The organism is Ornithinimicrobium humiphilum, assembly GCF_006716885.1.
Classification (GTDB): Bacteria; Actinomycetota; Actinomycetes; order Actinomycetales; family Dermatophilaceae; genus Ornithinicoccus; species Ornithinicoccus humiphilus.
On record NZ_VFPU01000001.1, the window covers coordinates 1440239 to 1455876 of the forward strand.

The following is a 15638-nucleotide window of genomic DNA, read 5'->3' on the forward strand; positions in this document are numbered from 1 at the left end:
GCGAGGGGCACCTCCCGACCGGGAGGTGCCCCTCGTGCGTGTCCGGGCCGGCGGCCCGGGAGCCGGCTCAGGCCGTGTAGGTGCGGGCCAGCTCGACGAGCGTGCGCACGGCCGAGCCGGTGGCGCCCTTGGGGGAGTAGCCCCAGGCGGCCTTGTCGTTGAAGGCCGGGCCGGCGATGTCCAGGTGCGCCCACGGGATCGTGGGAGCGTCCTCGCCCTCGCCCTGACGGCCGACGAACTCCTGCAGGAAGACGGCGGCGACCATCGCGCCCGCGGAGCGCTCGCCGGTGTGCTTGAGGTCGGCGACCGGCGTGTCGAGCTGCGAGCGGATCTCCTCCGGCAGCGGCAGGGCCCAGGCGGTGTCGCCGACCTCGTTGGCGATGCGGGTGATGCTGTCGCGCAGCTCGTCGTCGTTGCCCATGACGCCCAGCGTGCGCTCGCCGAGGGCGATGACGCAGGCGCCGGTGAGGGTGGCGACGTCGACGATGGCGTCGGGCTGCTGCTCGGTCGCCAGCGCGATGCCGTCGGCCATGACCAGGCGGCCCTCGGCGTCGGTGTTGATGATCTCCACGGTGCGGCCGTCGCGCATGGTGACGATGTCACCGGGGCGCTGGGCCAGGTCGCCGGTCATGTTCTCCGCGAGGCACAGGTAGGCCGTGACGCGCACCGGCAGGCCGAGCTCGGCGATGGCCCGGACGGCGGCGGCGCAGGTGGCGGCGCCGGCCATGTCGCACTTCATGGTGGCCATCGAGGCGCCCGGCTTGATGCACAGGCCGCCGGAGTCGAAGGTGATGCCCTTGCCGACCAGCGCCAGGTGCTTGGTCGCGCCCTCCGGGGCGTAGCTCAGGGTGACCAGGCGCGGGCCGCGGCCGGAGCCCTGGCCGACGCCGAGGATGCCGCCGCAGCGCTCCTGCTCCAGGCGGGCCTCGTCCCAGACCTCGACGGTCACGGCCGAGCCGGTGAGCTGCTCGGCGACCGCGTCGGCCATCGACGCGGGGTAGAGCAGGTTGGGCGGGGTGTTGACGAGGTCGCGCGCCCAGCGCACGGCGTCGACGACCGTGGTGGCCGTCGCGGTCGCGGCCTCGGCCTCGTCCGCGGCCACGCCGGGGACGACGGCCTCGCCCAGGCCGGGCTTGTCGGAGGAGGCCTTGCCGACCCCGTGGTGCTGGGCGAAGGTGTAGGCGCCGAGCGTCGCTCCCTGGGCGACGGCCACGGCCTCCTCGACACCCTGCTGGCCGAGGGCGAAGATCGCACGGGCCCTGCCGGCGAGCGTGCGGGCGGCGACACCCGCGGCCCGGCGCAGGCGCTCGGTGCGGGGGGCGGGGCCGGACGGCATACCGACGACCACGACGAGCGGGGCGGCGACGCCGGGGACGCCGGCGAGCCGGACCGTCTCCTCGGCGGAGGCCTCCGCGCCGATGGTCGTGAGGGTCTCCTCGAGGTGGGAGGCGGTCTCGGCGCCCAGTCCGTGGTCGGCGACCAGCGTGACGGTCGAGCCCGACCTGGTCGCCCCCACGACCAGCGCGTCGGCCTCGACCGAGCCGGGGGCGGCGTCGGTGAGGTGGAGGGCGGTAGGGCTGCTCTCGGGCATGGGGACGTCCTTTGTCTGTGGTGCCGTGGAATCTGTACCGACCACGAGGGTATGTCACGTGCGCGGGTGGCTAGGGTGACGGGCATGAGCGACTCCACGACGAAGACCTCCCCGCTGCACTCCCGCCACACGGCGCTGGGCGCCAAGATGGCCGACTTCGGCGGCTGGTCCATGCCCATCGAGTACCCCGGCGGCGGTGTCGTCGCCGAGCACACCGCGGTGCGCGAGCGGGTGGGCGTCTTCGACGTCTCCCACCTGGGGACCGCCACCGTCACCGGCCCCGGCGCCAAGGACTTCGTCAACGCCTGCCTGACCAACGACCTCGGCAAGATCGCGCCGGGCAAGGCGCAGTACACGATGTGCTGCGCGGAGGACGGCGGCGTCGTCGACGACCTCATCGCCTACCTGCGGGGCGACGACGACATCTTCCTCATCCCCAACGCGGCCAACACCGCCGAGGTGGTGCGCCGCCTGCAGGAGGCCGCCCCCGAGGGGGTCACCGTCGACAACGTGCACGGCAAGCACGCGATCCTCGCCGTCCAGGGCCCGAAGTCCGACGAGGTGCTCCAGGCGCTGGGCCTGCCGACCGGCCACGACTACATGAGCTTCGTGGACACCGAGTGGGAGGGCAGCCCGGTCACGGTCTGCCGCACCGGCTACACGGGTGAGCGCGGCTACGAGATCGTCTGCCGCGTCGAGGACGCCGAGCGGGTGTGGGACGCGATCGTCGCCGCGATGGAGCCCTTCGAGGGCCTGCCCTGCGGCCTCGGCGCGCGCGACACCCTCCGCACCGAGATGGGCTACCCGCTGCACGGCAACGACCTCTCCCTGGAGATCACCCCGGTCATGGCCCGCTCCGGCTGGGCCGTGGGCTGGAAGAAGGAGTCCTTCTGGGGCAAGGAGGCGCTGACCGCCCAGCGCGAGGCCAAGGAGAGCCGCCTGAGCAACGGCCTGCTCGTCACCGGCCGCGGCATCCCGCGCGCCGGTCAGACGGTGCTCGACGCCGACGGTAACGAGGTCGGCGTCGTCACCTCCGGCACCTTCTCCCCCACGCTCAAGCAGGGCATCGCCCTGGCGCTCCTCGACCGTGGTGTCGAGGAGGGCGCGGCGGTGACGATCGACGTGCGCGGCCGCTCCGTGACCGCCGAGGTCAAGAAGCCGCCGTTCGTCCAGGGTGGCGCCAGCTCCTGACCTCCGTCGCACCTGCGCCGGTCGTCCTCCGCCGGGAGGGCGGCCGGCGCGGTCGTCGTGCGGGGTATTCCGTCGCGCCGGCAGGTGCGTGTGTCCGGCGCGGGACGGGCGCGGCTCAGACGACGCCGACGAGCGGCGCCGAGCTGAGGTCGAGCACGCGGCCGCCCAGGAGGACGTGCACGCGGCCGGAGACGGCCGACACGCGACGGGTGACGTGGGAGAGCAGGTCGCCGTGGAGCTGCTCGACCGGGTCGGCGGGGTCGGAGGGACGGGCAGCCAACGCCGGCTCGGGGGAGACCACGACCACGTCGAAGGGCACGGCCCGCAGCGCGACGCCCAGCTCGTCCAGCCGGGCGTCGAGCACCTTGCGGGCGCGGTCGGGGTGCCCGGCGAGACCATCCTCGGCGAGCAGGCCCCGGAGCCAGCCGCCCAGGTCGTCGATCAGCACGGGGTGGCGGGAGGCGAGGAGGGCGCGGGTCAGGTCGAGCGTCCGCATGCTGCGCCACTCCGGCGGGCACTGCCCCTGGGGCGGGGGCGGGGTGAGGGCGTCGCCCTGGGGAAGAGCCTCGACGACGGTGACCATCGGGTGATGGGCCAGCAGAGCCGCGGCATGGTGCGACTTCCCGCTCCGAGGGCCACCGAGCACGAGGGTCGCGGTCATGGAGGTCTCCTACGTCCTACCGGGGGCAGGCGCGCGGAGGAGGGGTCGTACGGGGTTGCGCGCCTGGGGGAGAGCATACCGACCGCAGGTCGCCCGCCCGGGGACCCGGGGTGGCAGGACAGTGTCCGTGGCGAGCCCTACCGTGGAGGGATGAGCGAGACCTACACCTGGAGCTTCGAGAACGCCGACGGGACGCCCGTCGGCGACCTGGGCCTGTCGGCCGTCACCTTCCCCACCCAGGCGGACGCCGAGTCCTGGCTGTCGCAGGAGTGGCCCACGCTGGCCGACGCCGGCGTGCAGGCGGTGACGCTGCGGCGCGACGAGGACGTCGTCTACGGGCCGATGAGCCTCAGCCCCGCCGACTGACGGGGGAGCCGGGTCAGCGGCGGCGCAGCTCGTCGCCGCGGGCCACGGCCGGGCGCGGCACGCGGGAGGCGCGCATCTGGAACGAGCGGAGCACGACATACCAGGCCGAGCCGCGGCCCGGCTCCTTGCCGAACTCCTTGACGAACTGCGACCTGGTGCGCTTCCACAGTAGCCAGCCGTCGACGACGCCGAGCAGGATCAGCGCGTAGGCACCGACGAAGGTGAGCCGGGCGAAGCTCGAGGGGATGAACGACAGGGCCAGCACGACGACCATCGCGGGCAGCAGGATCTCGCCGACGTTCCAGCGGCGGTCCACGGCGTCGCGCAGGAAGCGGCGCTCGGGGCCGCGGTCGCGCTCCATGAGGTACTTCTCATCGCCGCGCATCATGCCCTCGCGGGCCCGCGCGCGCTCGGCGCGCATCTTCGCCTTCTGCTCGGCGGTGGTGGCACCGGACTGCACGAGCGGCCGGCGGTTGGCGGCCTCGGCCTCGCGGCGCTTCGGGGTGGGGCGACCCTTGCCCTGGGGGCGGGAGGGGTCGGCGACGGCCGCCTCCTGCTCCGCAGAGGTGGACTGGCTGGCGGTCAGCTCGACCGGCTCCGACTTCTTCCCGAAACGCACCCGTCCAGTGTAGGTGGCGCCGTCGGTGCTCAGGACCGCGAGCCCGCGGAGCGCTGGGCGGCCACGACCGCACCGGCGACGAAGCCCAGCGCCGCCCCGACCGCCAGGGCCAGCGCGAGCGGCCAGTCCATGAGCGCTGCGGCCAGGACCGCCACGGCGGCCCCCGCCACCAGGCCCAGGCCGGCCCCGGGCCAGCGGGACCGTGTCTGCGACGTCGTCATCGACATCACCTCCCGCCTCGATCCTACGGTATGTAGTAAGGGTGCGGCAGGGTGCAGGCCTGCCGCCACGGGCCGCGACGCCACCACTAGGGTCGGTCCCGTGACCGATCAGCAGAACAACCCTGTCGACCCCGCCGCCGAGCTCGCCGCCCGCGTGCGCGACCTCATGCCCGGCGTGCGTTCCGACCTCGAGACCCTGACCCGGATCCCGTCGGTGTCGCTGCCGTCCTTCGACCAGCGCCACGTCGAGGACAGCGCCACCGCCGTCGCCGACCTGCTCCGCGCCGAGGGCCTGTCGGTCGAGATCGTCCTCGAGGGTGGCCGGCCCGCCGTCATCGGGCACCTGCCCGCGCCCGAGGGCGCCCCGACCGTCCTGCTCTACGCGCACCACGACGTGCAGCCGCCCGGCGAGACCGGGTGGGACACCGAGCCCTTCGAGCCGACGCTCGTGGGGGAGCGGCTCTACGGCCGCGGCGTCGCTGACGACAAGGCCGGTGTCATGGCCCACGTCGCCGCGATCCGCGCGCACGGCGGCCGGCCCCCGGTCGGTGTCACCGTCTTCGTCGAGGGCGAGGAGGAGGTCGGCTCCGAGAGCCTGCCGCACATCCTCGAGCGTCACGGCGACCGCCTCGCCTGCGACGCCATCGTGCTGGCCGACTCCCACAACTGGAAGATCGGCGTGCCGGCGCTGACGACGACGCTGCGCGGCATGGTGCGCGTCGTCGTCGAGGTGCGCGCGCTCGACCACGGCGTGCACTCGGGCATGTACGGCGGCGCCGTGCCGGACGGCCTCACCGCCCTCGCCCGGCTGCTGGCGACCCTGCACGACGACGCCGGCGACGTGGCCGTGCCCGGCCTGATGACGTCGGATGCCGCCGACCTCGACTACACCGAGGAGGACCTGCGCCGTGACTCCGGACTGTCCGACGGTGTCTCGCCGATCGGCACCGGCTCCTTCCTCTCGCGCATGTGGACCAAGCCGTCCATGACGGTCATCGGCATCGACGCTCCCTCGGTCGAGAAGGCCGCCAACCTGCTCACGCCGGTCGGCCGGGCCAAGCTCTCGATGCGGATCCACCCGGCCGAGGACCCGCGCACGGCATACCGGCTCCTCAAGGAGCACCTGGAGAGCAACGCGCCCTGGGGCTGCCAGGTGACGGTGACGCTCGACGACGAGGGGAGCGGCTTCGCCGCCGATGCACAGGGTCCGGTCTACGACGCCGCGCGCTCGGCCTTCCGCGACGCGTGGGACGGCGTCGACCCGGTGGACATCGGCGTCGGCGGCTCGATCCCGTTCGTGGCGGCCTTCGCCGAGCGCTTCCCCCAGGCGGCGATCCTCGTCACGGGGGTCGAGGACCCCGACACGCGTGCGCACGCGGCCAACGAGAGCCTGCACCTGGGCGAGTTCGAGCGCGTCTGCCTCGCCGAGGCGCTCCTGCTGGAAAGGCTCGGACGGCTCGGGCAGGCTTGAGCCCATGACCGACCAGTCGAGCGACCCCAAGCCGGGCTCCTACGTCAACAAGGAGGGCGGCTACGAGCGCAAGGCGCGCTACATCGAGACGCGCATCACCAAGGACGGCCGTGACGGGTATGCGGTGGAGCCGGGGCGCTACCGCCTCGCCGTCTCCCGGGCGTGCCCGTGGGCGCACCGCACGATCCTCACGCGCCAGCTGCTGGGGCTCGAGGAAGCCATCTCGATGGCCGTCGCCGGACCGGTCCACGACGAGGACTCCTGGACCTTCGACCTGGACCCCGGCGGCGTCGACCCGGTGCTCGGCATCCCGCGCCTCAAGGACGCCTACGACAAGCGGCCCGACGGCTATCCGGAGTCGGGCATCACGGTGCCTGCCGTTGTCGACACGCAGACCGGGATGGTCGTGACCAACGACTTCCACCAGATCGTCAAGGACCTCGTCACCGAGTGGACCGACCACCAGCGTCCGGACGCTCCGGACCTGTGGCCCGAGCACCTGCGCGACGAGATCGAGGAGGTCTCCGACCTCGTCTACCGCGACGTCAACAACGGCGTCTACCGCTGCGGCTTCGCCGGCACGCAGGAGGCCTACGACGCGGCCTACGACCAGCTCTGGGCGCGGATGGACTGGCTCGAGGAGCGGCTCTCGACCCGCCGCTACCTCGTGGGCGACCAGCTGACGCTGGCCGACGTCCGGCTGTGGCCGACCCTGGTGCGCTTCGACGCGGCCTACCACGGCCACTTCAAGTGCAACCGCACCAAGCTGACCGAGATGCCGGCGCTGTGGGGCTACGCCCGCGACCTGTGGCAGACGTGGGACTTCGGCTCCACGGTCAACTTCGAGCACATCAAGGCGCATTACTACGCCACGCACCTCGACATCAACCCCACGGGGATCGTGCCCAAGGGCCCGGACACCTCCGGGTGGACGGTGCCCGCCGGCCGCGAGGCCCTCGGCCCGAAGTAGTCGGGGACGGACGAAGGGGCCCGGTCCAGCTGGACCGAGCCCCTTCGACGTGTGTCAGTGGGTCAGCATGCGCAGTCGGTGTTCTGCGGGCAGGTGTTGCCGCCGCCATCGATGCTCCCACCCGGAATGTTGACCGTTCCGTGGTTCGTGCCATCGGTGAAGTGGAGCACGAAGGCGTCGTAGGTGCCGGTGCTGCAGTTGCCGTACTGGCGGGGAGTCTCGGGCTTGAAGCGGACGGTCTGGCCCGCGGGAACGGCGCCGCCACCGCTGATCTCCACGAGGCCGTTCGCGGACGTGTTCACGGTGAAGTTGAACGACACCATGACGTCCTCGACACCCTCGTTGGTGAAAGTGATGCAGGCCCAGTACATCGCCTGCGGGCCGCCTGAGCAGCACTTGTGCACGGTGGCACAACCGAAGCAGAGGCCCGACTCGAGGCAGCTCTGCGAGGCGCCGACCGCGTGCGCGGTCTGGGCCATGGCGACGACCGGCACGCTCCAGGCAGCCCCCTTGACCAGTGTGCGGCGGGTGGTCGTCACGGGACCCCCGGTCTTCTGAGCAGTCATGCGGTATTTCCCCTTGTCCACGGTTCACAGGTCGTGTGAACGATGTAGGCAGAGTAGCGACACGTGCCCAGTCGTCAAGCGCCGACCCGGCGGCGTGTCGGACCAACCGACATCGCTGCGGTACCGGGCCGTGACCCCCGTCCGCGGACGGTACCGAGAAGCAGCGTACTGCAGTCCGCTGCGTGTGGCGAGTGTGATCCAGGTCTCCGTGTGGTCGCGCCGGTGGCGGTCGGGACGGTCCAGCAGCCGCTGTCGCCCTTGGCGGCGGTCCAGACCAGGCCGGCGCGGGTGAACCAGAAGTTGGCGTAGACGTCGGTGATCGTGGTCGACGACCGGGTGTCGGAGAAGTGGACCTGCGCTCCCTCGGTGGTGTTGATCTCGAGCCCGTCCTTGCCCCAGCCGCACCACGGGGCGTTGTTGCTGTACCAGCGCCAGGTCTTCTGGTGCGTGTGCACCACGAGGGGGGAGGCGGGCGCGGCCGGGGTATGTGGAAGGGCCCGGTCCGAGCGGACCGGGCCCTTCGTGGGGACTGCTCAGGAGTCAGCGGACGACAACGGCCGAGCGGGCTCTCCCGTGCCCGTGATCGTCGTCATCGTCATCGTCATCGTCGTCGTCGTCGTCGTCGTCATCATCATCGTCGTCGTCGTCGGGAGGGTCCTTCTTGCCGCCGCCCTTGCCGCCGCCGTGGTGATCGTCGTCGTCGTCATCATCGTCGTCGTCGTCGTCGGGCGGGTCCTTCTTGCCGCCGCCCTTGCCGCCGCCTTGGTGATCGTCGTCGTCGTCATCGTCGTCATCCGGCGGACCTGGCTGGCCCTTCCCGGACGTCGCGCCGAGGTCGCCCTGCTGGGCCGTCAGGTCGGCAGCCTCGTCCTCCGGCGTGTCCGTGGACGCCGCCTCGAGCGGCTCGTCCTGGGTCGTCGAGCTCATGAGCGTCTCCTTGGTCTCTCGTCACTCGATGGCGAAGAAGCCGCTGTCGAGGGGTTGGGGGACACCGTTGACGGTGGCGTAGGCGGTGCGGCGCGCCCATCGCGCGCGCTCCCACTCCTTCTCCGTGGCGTCGTAGCACTGCGACTGCCAGCGGTAGGCCGGGAGCACGGTCGTGCCCTGGTGGACGGGCGACACGGGGCAGGTGAAGGTGGAGCGGTAGGCGTAGAGCGTCATGCCGTTCCAGGACGTCGTGCTCCCGGTGAGGACCGGCGTCGTCCAGCACCCGGAGTTGCCGGGTGCGGCGCTCCAGGCCAGGTCGGAACGCGTGAACCAGAAATCGGCATACACGTCCGTGATCGCGGTCGTGCTCAGCGTGTCGCTGAACCTCACTCCGGTCGAGAACTCCGTGGTGTTGATCTCGAGACCGCTCTTCTTGTTCTTCTTGCCGCCGCACCACGGGGTCTTCTTCCAGTACCACCGCCACGTCGTCGTGTGCGTGCACTGGACCGCCGCCGAGGCTGCCACAGCCGGTGCGGCGCCGGCGATGGCGACGACGGGCACGCTCCAGGCGGCCCCCTTCACCAACGTCCGTCGGCTCGGCGCGCGTGAGTTCTCCGAATGCAGCATCAGACACCCCTATCTGTACTGTCCGGCGAGGCAACGCGACATCGCGTTGGGCACCCCACCCTGCGAGAACGACCGTAGCGTCAGCCCCTGCGGAGAGGAAGGCCCAGGAGCCGCCTTCTTTGTGAATTCATTCCCCAGGATGACTTTGCCCCCGATGTGTGCGCCAGCGAGGCAGCCGGACCGGGGTCTGCGACCGTGACGTAACCTGAACCCTCGTGACGACCGAGACCCCGCTGACGGACGACCCGGGCGCCGGCAACGCGCTGGCCGACTCCACCTCCGACGCCTCGCTGGCGCGCAGCATGGCGCGCTCGGCCGAGATCGAGCGGCAGCTGGAGACCGACCCCGGGCAGTTCCGGATGCTCACCGGTGACCGGCCGACCGGGCACCTGCACCTGGGCCACTACTTCGGCAGCCTCCGCAACCGGGTGGCGCTGCAGGAGAAGGGCGTGGACACCTACGTCCTCATCGCCGACTACCAGGTCATCACGGACCGCGACAGCGTCGACAGCATCCAGGAGCGCGTCTTCTCGCTCCTCACCGACTACCTGGCCATCGGGCTGGACCCGCATCGGACGACGATCTTCACGCACAGCCAGATCCCCGCGCTCAACCAGCTGATGCTGCCCTTCCTCTCGCTCGTCACCGACAGCGAGCTGCGCCGCAACCCGACCGTCAAGGCCGAGCAGGACGCCACGGGCGGCCGCCCGATGTCCGGTCTCATGCTGACCTACCCGGTGCACCAGGCCGCCGACATCCTCTTCTGCAAGGCCAACGTCGTGCCGGTGGGCAAGGACCAGCTGCCCCACCTCGAGCAGACCCGTGTGATCGCCCGACGCTTCGACGAGCGCTACGGCCGCGCCGGCGACAAGAGCGCCCCCGTCTTCCCCGCGCCCGACGCCCTCCTCTCCGAGGTGCCCAACCTGCTGGGCACGGACGGCACCAAGATGAGCAAGTCGCGCGGCAACGTCATCGAGCTGCGCATGAGCGCCGACGAGACCGCCAAGGCGATCAAGAAGGCCGTCACCGACGCCGACCGCCACATCACCTACGACCCGGCGACCCGCCCCGAGGTGTCCAACCTCGTGCTGCTGGCGGCGCTGACGAGCGGTCGTGACCCGCAGGCGATCGCCGAGGAGATCGGCGACGGCGGCAGCGGCACGCTCAAGAAGCTGGTGACCGAGGCCGTCAACGAGCACCTCGCCCCGATCCGGGCCCGTCGCGCCGAGCTGGCCGCCGACCCGGCCGAGCTGCGGCGCATCCTCGCCGAGGGCAACGCCCGGGCCAACGCGGTCGCGGAGGCGACCCTCGCGGAGGTCCGCGAGGCCATGCAGATGGTCTACGCCTGAGGATGGCCCGCGCTCCGCGCGTCGTCATCGTCGCGGACACCGTCCGCGACCTCCTGCCGCACGAGGCCGCGGCCCAGGTCGGCGCCGGCTGGTCCGCCCGTGCACCGCACGTCGCGGTCGAGCTCTGCTCCTCCCATCCCGGCGGCGCCGGCTTCGCCGAGGTCGTCGGCCGTGCCCTGGGCGCGACCCAGGTCCCGGTCGTGGTCCCCGGCCCGCTCGGCGACGAGGTACCCGCCGGCATCGCCCTGGTGCCGTCGCCGGACGGGTCCGGCAGCACGGCATACCTCGACACCGCCCAGGTGTGCGGACGCCACCTGGTGGGGGAGAAGGCCCTCGCCGACCCCGCAGGTATGACGAGTGCCGGAGTGGGCCGACTGCTCACCCTGGCGAGGGAGGCGGGTGCCACCCGGATCGTCGTCGGTGCCGGGCCGCTCGCCTGCCACGACGGCGGGACGGGCCTGCTGCGCGAGCTCGGCGCCGGCGACGACCTGGAGCGGCTGCCCGAGGTGCGCCGGGAGTGGGCCGAGGTGCGCCTCGTCCTGGCGAGCGCGACCGAGTCGGCGCTGCTCGGGTTCTCCGGGGCCAGCGCCACGCTCACCGAGCGTCACGGCGTCGCGCCTCAGGTCTCCCAGCGTCTCGAGGGCGAGCTGGGGGAGCTGACCGACCGCGTCAACGCCCTGCTGCCGCCCGCCCGCGACCTGCTCACGGGTCTGCCGCGGCGGCCGGAGCGCGAGCCGGGCTCGGGAGCCGGCGGGGGAGTGGGCTACGCCCTGCAGCTGCTCGGCGCACGCACCGACACCGCGCCGCGGTTCCTCCTCGACGAGCTCGGCATCCGCGAGCGCCTGCCCGGCTCGCTGCTGGTGCTCGTCACCGACGTCTACGGTCCCGACACCGTCCACGAGGGCGTCGTCGCCGACACCGCCCGGGCGGCGCTCGACGCGGCCACGCCGACCGTCGTGCTCGCCCGCGAGGTCGCCGTCGGACGCCGCGAGGGCATGTCCCTGGGCGTGAGCGGGTCCTACGAGCTGCGTCCGGGGGAGGACCTCGGCGCCCTGGCGGCCCGCGTCGCCCGCACCTGGACACCCCCGCCGCACCGTCCCGACGCACCCGTCGGCTGACGTAGTCTTGAGAGCGGGAACAACCTCGCCCCGTGCCGACGTTGCTCCCGGCAACGACTTCCCTCACGAGAGGACCGGACGCATGACCGACACCACCCAGAGCACCGCCACCCACGGTGTCACCCTGACCGAGCTCGCCGCCGGCAAGGTCAAGAGCCTGCTCGAGCAGGAGGGCCGCGACGACCTTCGTCTGCGCATCGGCGTGCAGCCCGGCGGCTGCTCCGGCCTGATCTACCAGCTCTACTTCGACGAGCGCACCCTCGACGGCGACCTGTTCGCCGAGTTCGACGGTGTCGAGGTCGTCGTCGACCGGATGAGCGCCCCCTACCTCGACGGTGCCACGATCGACTTCGCCGACACGATCGAGAAGCAGGGCTTCACCATCGACAACCCCAACGCGGGCAGCTCCTGCGCCTGCGGCGACAGCTTCAGCTGATCCCAGCACCCTGACGGACCCCATCGCCGACACGGCGGTGGGGTCCGTCCGTGTCTGCGCTCGCTCCGGGAGAATGGCCCCATGCCCGTCGAGCCGCCCCCCACGCCGTGGGACCTCTCGGGACGGCGGGGCGAGCCTGGTGACGACCTGGTGGGCATCGGGGCCGACCTGGAGCCGGGCACCATCCTCGCCGCCTACCGTTCCGGCCTCTTCCCGATGGGCGTCGGGCCCGGGGGAGCGCCCCCGATCGGCTGGTGGTCCCCGGACCCGCGCGGGATCATGCTCCCCGGCGACCTCCACGTCAGCCGCTCCCTGCGGCGGGCCCGGCGTCGCTTCGAGATCACCTACGACACCGCCTTCCTCGAGGTCGTGCACGGCTGCGCCGACCCCTCGCGCGACGGCGCCTGGATCACCCCCGAGATCGTCGAGGCCTACCAGCTTCTCCACGAGCTGGGCTGGGCGCACTCCGTGGAGGTCCGGCGCGACGGCGAGCTCGTCGGCGGGCTCTACGGCCTCGCCATCGGCCGGCTCTTCGCCGCGGAGTCGAAGTTCCACCGCGTCACGGACGCCTCCAAGGTCGCCGTCGTGGGGCTGGTGGAGGCCCTGGAGGAGGACGGCCGGCCCTACCTCGTCGACGTGCAGTGGCGCACCGAGCACCTGGCCCGGCTGGGCGTGCGGGAGGTGCCGCGCGCGGCATACCGGGACATGGTGCGTGTCGCGGTGGCCCGCGAGCTGCCCCGGCGTTGGCGTGGGAGCCCCCTCTGACGGGGTCCCACGTGCAAGACTGCCCCGGTGGTGGAGGTATGGTTCACCACGTCCTGGCCGGTAGTGTGAGAAGTGTGAGGTGCCCGAGTGCAACGGCGTGAGGAGACACGGTCCCGCGGGACCCTGCAGCGGTGGGGTCTGGCCGCCACGGGAGGTGTCGTGGCTCTCCTGCTCGCCGGCTGCGGCGAGACCGTGCAGCGCGGCTGGATGCCCGAGCCCGTGACCGAGGCTGCCAACGATGTCGCCACCTACTGGGTCGAGATCTGGATCCTCGCCCTGGTCATCGGCGTGCTGACCTGGGGCCTGATCCTCTGGAGCATCTTCGCCTACCGTCGCAAGAGCGACGACTTCGTCCCCTCGCAGTTCCGCTACCACGTGCCGATCGAGATCATGTACACCGTGGTCCCGATCTTCATCGTGGCCGCGATCTTCGGCACCACCGTCCAGCTCCAGAACGACATGCTGCGCGTGGACGACGACCCGGACGTGGTCGTCAACGTCGCCGGCAAGAAGTGGAGCTGGGACTTCAACTACGTCAACGAGGACGTCTACATCGAGGGCGTCCAGGCCGCCGGCCTCCACGACGGCGAGGAGGGTCTGCCCGAGACGCTGCCGACCCTGGTCCTGCCCGTCGACAGCCGCGTCGAGTTCGTGCTGACCTCCCGCGACGTCATCCACTCGTTCTGGGTGCCGCAGTTCCTGCAGAAGCTGGACATGGTCCCCGGCCGGGTCAACATCTTCCAGGTGACCACCACCGAGGAGGGCACCTTCCAGGGCAAGTGCGCCGAGCTCTGCGGCGCCTACCACGCGCAGATGCTGTTCCAGGTGCAGGTCGTCTCGCAGGACGAGTACGACGCCCACATCGAGGGCCTCCGCGCCGCCGGCAAGACCGGTCAGCTCGGCCACGACCTCGACCAGTACCCGCTGCAGGACGACCAGCTGCCCAAGCTGCCCGCATCCCTCGGACGTCAGGAAGGGGATCGCTGAGTATGGCGACCATCACCACTCCGCCGGCCACGGACACCAGCCCCAAGCCGGCCGCCGAGCCCGACGCCTGGGTCCGCAAGCTGGTCTCGATCCTGACGACCACCGACCACAAGGTCATCGGCAACCTCTACTTCGTGACCACCATGGCGTGGTTCCTCGTCGGTGGCCTGATGGCGCTGGTCATCCGCGCCGAGCTGTTCACGCCCGGTCTGCAGGTCGTGACCAACCCCGACCAGTTCAACCAGCTGTTCACCATGCACGGCACGATCATGCTGCTGATGTTCGCGACGCCGCTCTTCGCGGCGTTCGCCAACGCGCTGATCCCGCTGCAGATCGGTGCGCCCGACGTGGCGTTCCCGCGCCTGAACATGCTGGCCTACTGGATGTACTTCTTCGGCAGCCTCGTGGCCGTCGGCGGCTTCCTGACGCCGAGCGGCGCGGCCTCCTTCGGCTGGTTCGCCTACCAGCCGCTGGCCGGCCCGACGCACAGCCCCGGCCTGGGCGGTGACCTGTGGGTCCTCGGGCTGGCGGTCACCGGTTTCGCGACGATCTTCGGCGCGGTCAACTTCATCACCACGATCGTCTGCATGCGCGCCCCGGGCATGACCATGTTCCGGATGCCGATCTTCACCTGGAACATCCTCGTCACCTCGATCCTGGTGCTGATGGTGTTCCCGGTCCTGGCGGCGGCCTTCTTCGGCATGGCCGCGGACCGTATCTTCGGCTGGCACATCTACGACCCGGCCCGCGGTGGCGCCATGCTGTGGCAGCACCTGTTCTGGTTCTTCGGCCACCCCGAGGTCTACATCATCGCGCTGCCGTTCTTCGGCATCATCACCGAGATCATCCCGGTCTTCAGCCGCAAGCCGCTGTTCGGCTACAAGACCCTGGTCTTCGCGACGCTGACGATCGCGGCGCTGTCGATGTCGGTGTGGGCGCACCACATGTACGCCACGGGCGCGGTGCTGCTCGAGTTCTTCGCGATCATGACGATGCTCATCGCGGTGCCCACCGGTCTGAAGTTCTTCAACTGGATCGGCACCATGTGGCGCGGCTCCGTCCGCCTCGACACCCCCATGCTGTGGGCGATCGGCTTCATGGTCACCTTCCTCTTCGGTGGCCTGACCGGCGTCATCCTGGCCAGCCCCGCGCTGGACTTCCACGTGACCGACTCCTACTTCGTCGTGGCGCACTTCCACTACGTGGTCTTCGGCACGGTCGTCTTCGCGATGTTCGCCGGCTTCTACTTCTGGTGGCCCAAGCTCACCGGTCACATGCTCGACGAGACCTGGGGCAAGGTGCACTTCTGGCTGCTGTTCTTCGGCTTCCACGGCACCTTCCTCATCCAGCACTGGCTGGGCGTCGTCGGCATGCCCCGTCGCTACGCCGACTACATGCCCGAGGACGGCTTCACCTGGATGAACCAGCTCTCGACGATCTCCTCCTTCGTGCTGGCGATCTCGATGCTGCCGTTCTTCTACGCCGTGTGGCGCAGCTACCAGACGCCCAAGGTCACCGTGGACGACCCGTGGGGCTGGGGCGGCTCGCTCGAGTGGGCCACCTCGTGCCCGCCCCCGCGGCACAACTTCGAGCGCCTGCCCCGCATCCGCTCCGAGCGTCCCGCGTTCGACCTGCACCACCCAGAGATCGGCACCCTCGAGTCGCCGGAGCCGGACAAGTCCGTCGCCGAGGAGCTGCTGGGTGGTCCGGACACCGACCCGGCCGGCCAGGTCGGGACCGAGACCGGCGGCTACACCGGAGAGGAGCGCTGAG

Annotated in this window: 17 protein-coding genes; 10 read left to right on the forward strand and 7 right to left on the reverse strand. The window is 71.4% G+C overall.

Translation table 11 applies throughout. The annotated features are described in order from the left end of the window. Positions 1-67: 67 nt before the first annotated feature. Entirely contained in the window at positions 68-1591 is a 1524-nt protein-coding gene (locus FB476_RS06615; protein WP_141818079.1) for a leucyl aminopeptidase, read from the reverse strand. 84 nt (positions 1592-1675) lie between these two features. Here FB476_RS06615 and gcvT point away from each other — a divergent pair, with 84 nt between their 5' ends. Then, the gene (gene gcvT / locus FB476_RS06620) at positions 1676-2782 is read left to right on the forward strand and encodes a glycine cleavage system aminomethyltransferase GcvT (protein ID WP_141818080.1); all 1107 of its coding nucleotides are present in this window, start codon (positions 1676-1678) and stop codon (positions 2780-2782) included. A 115-nt stretch (positions 2783-2897) separates the two neighbouring features. Here the strand turns inward: gcvT and FB476_RS06625 are convergent, their stop codons facing one another. Then, positions 2898-3443 carry a bifunctional adenosylcobinamide kinase/adenosylcobinamide-phosphate guanylyltransferase gene (locus FB476_RS06625; RefSeq protein ID WP_141818081.1) on the reverse strand — a complete coding sequence of 182 codons (546 nt, stop codon included), beginning with the start codon at positions 3441-3443 and terminating at the stop codon, positions 2898-2900. 150 nt (positions 3444-3593) lie between these two features. Between FB476_RS06625 and FB476_RS06630 the strand changes: the two genes are divergently transcribed. Then, on the forward strand, positions 3594-3809 hold the full coding sequence (locus FB476_RS06630; protein ID WP_141818082.1) for a hypothetical protein: 216 nt from the start codon (positions 3594-3596) through the stop codon (positions 3807-3809). A 13-nt stretch (positions 3810-3822) separates the two neighbouring features. On the opposite strand, the gene FB476_RS06635 is transcribed toward FB476_RS06630, so the two are convergent. Together FB476_RS06635 and FB476_RS06640 are read right to left on the reverse strand one after the other, a co-directional pair. After that, positions 3823-4428 carry a DUF3043 domain-containing protein gene (locus FB476_RS06635; RefSeq protein ID WP_238329585.1) on the reverse strand — a complete coding sequence of 202 codons (606 nt, stop codon included), beginning with the start codon at positions 4426-4428 and terminating at the stop codon, positions 3823-3825. 29 nt (positions 4429-4457) lie between these two features. Next, entirely contained in the window at positions 4458-4649 is a 192-nt protein-coding gene (locus FB476_RS06640; protein WP_141818083.1) for a hypothetical protein, read from the reverse strand. Positions 4650-4815: 166 nt separating this feature from the next. Between FB476_RS06640 and FB476_RS06645 the strand changes: the two genes are divergently transcribed. Continuing rightward, on the forward strand, positions 4816-6120 hold the full coding sequence (locus FB476_RS06645; RefSeq protein WP_141819963.1) for a dipeptidase: 1305 nt from the start codon (positions 4816-4818) through the stop codon (positions 6118-6120). A gap of 4 nt (positions 6121-6124) precedes the next feature. Further along, on the forward strand, positions 6125-7090 hold the full coding sequence (locus FB476_RS06650; protein ID WP_141818084.1) for a glutathione S-transferase family protein: 966 nt from the start codon (positions 6125-6127) through the stop codon (positions 7088-7090). Positions 7091-7152: 62 nt separating this feature from the next. Here the strand turns inward: FB476_RS06650 and FB476_RS06655 are convergent, their stop codons facing one another. The 3 genes from FB476_RS06655 to FB476_RS06665 form a co-directional block, all read right to left on the reverse strand. Next, positions 7153-7656: a hypothetical protein gene (locus FB476_RS06655; protein WP_141818085.1), complete on the reverse strand. Its 504-nt coding sequence runs from the start codon at positions 7654-7656 to the stop codon at positions 7153-7155. A 540-nt stretch (positions 7657-8196) separates the two neighbouring features. Further along, positions 8197-8583 (reverse strand): hypothetical protein, encoded by a 387-nt coding sequence (locus FB476_RS06660; RefSeq protein WP_141818086.1) that lies wholly within the window; start codon positions 8581-8583, stop codon positions 8197-8199. Between the two features lie 21 nt (positions 8584-8604). Then, on the reverse strand, positions 8605-9210 hold the full coding sequence (locus tag FB476_RS06665) for a hypothetical protein (RefSeq protein WP_141818087.1): 606 nt from the start codon (positions 9208-9210) through the stop codon (positions 8605-8607). A gap of 302 nt (positions 9211-9512) precedes the next feature. Between FB476_RS06665 and trpS the strand changes: the two genes are divergently transcribed. The 6 genes from trpS (at position 9513) to ctaD (ending at position 15637) form a co-directional block, all read left to right on the forward strand. Beyond that, the gene (gene trpS, locus FB476_RS06670; RefSeq protein ID WP_141819965.1) at positions 9513-10559 is read left to right on the forward strand and encodes a tryptophan--tRNA ligase; all 1047 of its coding nucleotides are present in this window, start codon (positions 9513-9515) and stop codon (positions 10557-10559) included. A gap of 2 nt (positions 10560-10561) precedes the next feature. Then, positions 10562-11677, forward strand: a complete 1116-nt coding sequence (locus FB476_RS06675; RefSeq protein ID WP_141818088.1) for a glycerate kinase — start codon at positions 10562-10564, stop codon at positions 11675-11677. A gap of 82 nt (positions 11678-11759) precedes the next feature. Continuing rightward, complete coding sequence (locus tag FB476_RS06680) at positions 11760-12113, forward strand: HesB/IscA family protein (RefSeq protein ID WP_141818089.1); 354 nt, start codon at positions 11760-11762, stop codon at positions 12111-12113. A gap of 81 nt (positions 12114-12194) precedes the next feature. Continuing rightward, positions 12195-12878, forward strand: coding sequence for a leucyl/phenylalanyl-tRNA--protein transferase (gene aat / locus FB476_RS06685; RefSeq protein ID WP_141818090.1), 684 nt, complete (start codon positions 12195-12197; stop codon positions 12876-12878). 87 nt (positions 12879-12965) lie between these two features. Continuing rightward, positions 12966-13865: an aa3-type cytochrome oxidase subunit II gene (gene ctaC, locus FB476_RS06690; RefSeq protein ID WP_475483644.1), complete on the forward strand. Its 900-nt coding sequence runs from the start codon at positions 12966-12968 to the stop codon at positions 13863-13865. 2 nt (positions 13866-13867) lie between these two features. Further along, entirely contained in the window at positions 13868-15637 is a 1770-nt protein-coding gene (gene ctaD, locus FB476_RS06695) for an aa3-type cytochrome oxidase subunit I (protein WP_141818091.1), read from the forward strand. Position 15638: the final 1 nt, after the last annotated feature.

Excerpts from the sequence above, each read along its gene's own strand:
- FB476_RS06615 (WP_141818079.1), bottom strand. The coding sequence starts at position 1,591 with ATGCCCGAGAGCAGCCCTACCGCCCTCCACCTCACCGACGCCGCCCCC.
- gcvT (WP_141818080.1), top strand. The coding sequence starts at position 1,676 with ATGAGCGACTCCACGACGAAGACCTCCCCGCTGCACTCCCGCCACACG.
- FB476_RS06625 (WP_141818081.1), bottom strand. The coding sequence starts at position 3,443 with ATGACCGCGACCCTCGTGCTCGGTGGCCCTCGGAGCGGGAAGTCGCAC.
- FB476_RS06630 (WP_141818082.1), top strand. The coding sequence starts at position 3,594 with ATGAGCGAGACCTACACCTGGAGCTTCGAGAACGCCGACGGGACGCCC.
- FB476_RS06640 (WP_141818083.1), bottom strand. The coding sequence starts at position 4,649 with ATGACGACGTCGCAGACACGGTCCCGCTGGCCCGGGGCCGGCCTGGGC.
- FB476_RS06645 (WP_141819963.1), top strand. The coding sequence starts at position 4,816 with ATGCCCGGCGTGCGTTCCGACCTCGAGACCCTGACCCGGATCCCGTCG.
- FB476_RS06650 (WP_141818084.1), top strand. The coding sequence starts at position 6,125 with ATGACCGACCAGTCGAGCGACCCCAAGCCGGGCTCCTACGTCAACAAG.
- FB476_RS06655 (WP_141818085.1), bottom strand. The coding sequence starts at position 7,656 with ATGACTGCTCAGAAGACCGGGGGTCCCGTGACGACCACCCGCCGCACA.
- FB476_RS06660 (WP_141818086.1), bottom strand. The coding sequence starts at position 8,583 with ATGAGCTCGACGACCCAGGACGAGCCGCTCGAGGCGGCGTCCACGGAC.
- FB476_RS06665 (WP_141818087.1), bottom strand. The coding sequence starts at position 9,210 with ATGCTGCATTCGGAGAACTCACGCGCGCCGAGCCGACGGACGTTGGTG.
- trpS (WP_141819965.1), top strand. The coding sequence starts at position 9,513 with ATGGCGCGCTCGGCCGAGATCGAGCGGCAGCTGGAGACCGACCCCGGG.
- FB476_RS06675 (WP_141818088.1), top strand. The coding sequence starts at position 10,562 with ATGGCCCGCGCTCCGCGCGTCGTCATCGTCGCGGACACCGTCCGCGAC.
- FB476_RS06680 (WP_141818089.1), top strand. The coding sequence starts at position 11,760 with ATGACCGACACCACCCAGAGCACCGCCACCCACGGTGTCACCCTGACC.
- aat (WP_141818090.1), top strand. The coding sequence starts at position 12,195 with ATGCCCGTCGAGCCGCCCCCCACGCCGTGGGACCTCTCGGGACGGCGG.
- ctaD (WP_141818091.1), top strand. The coding sequence starts at position 13,868 with ATGGCGACCATCACCACTCCGCCGGCCACGGACACCAGCCCCAAGCCG.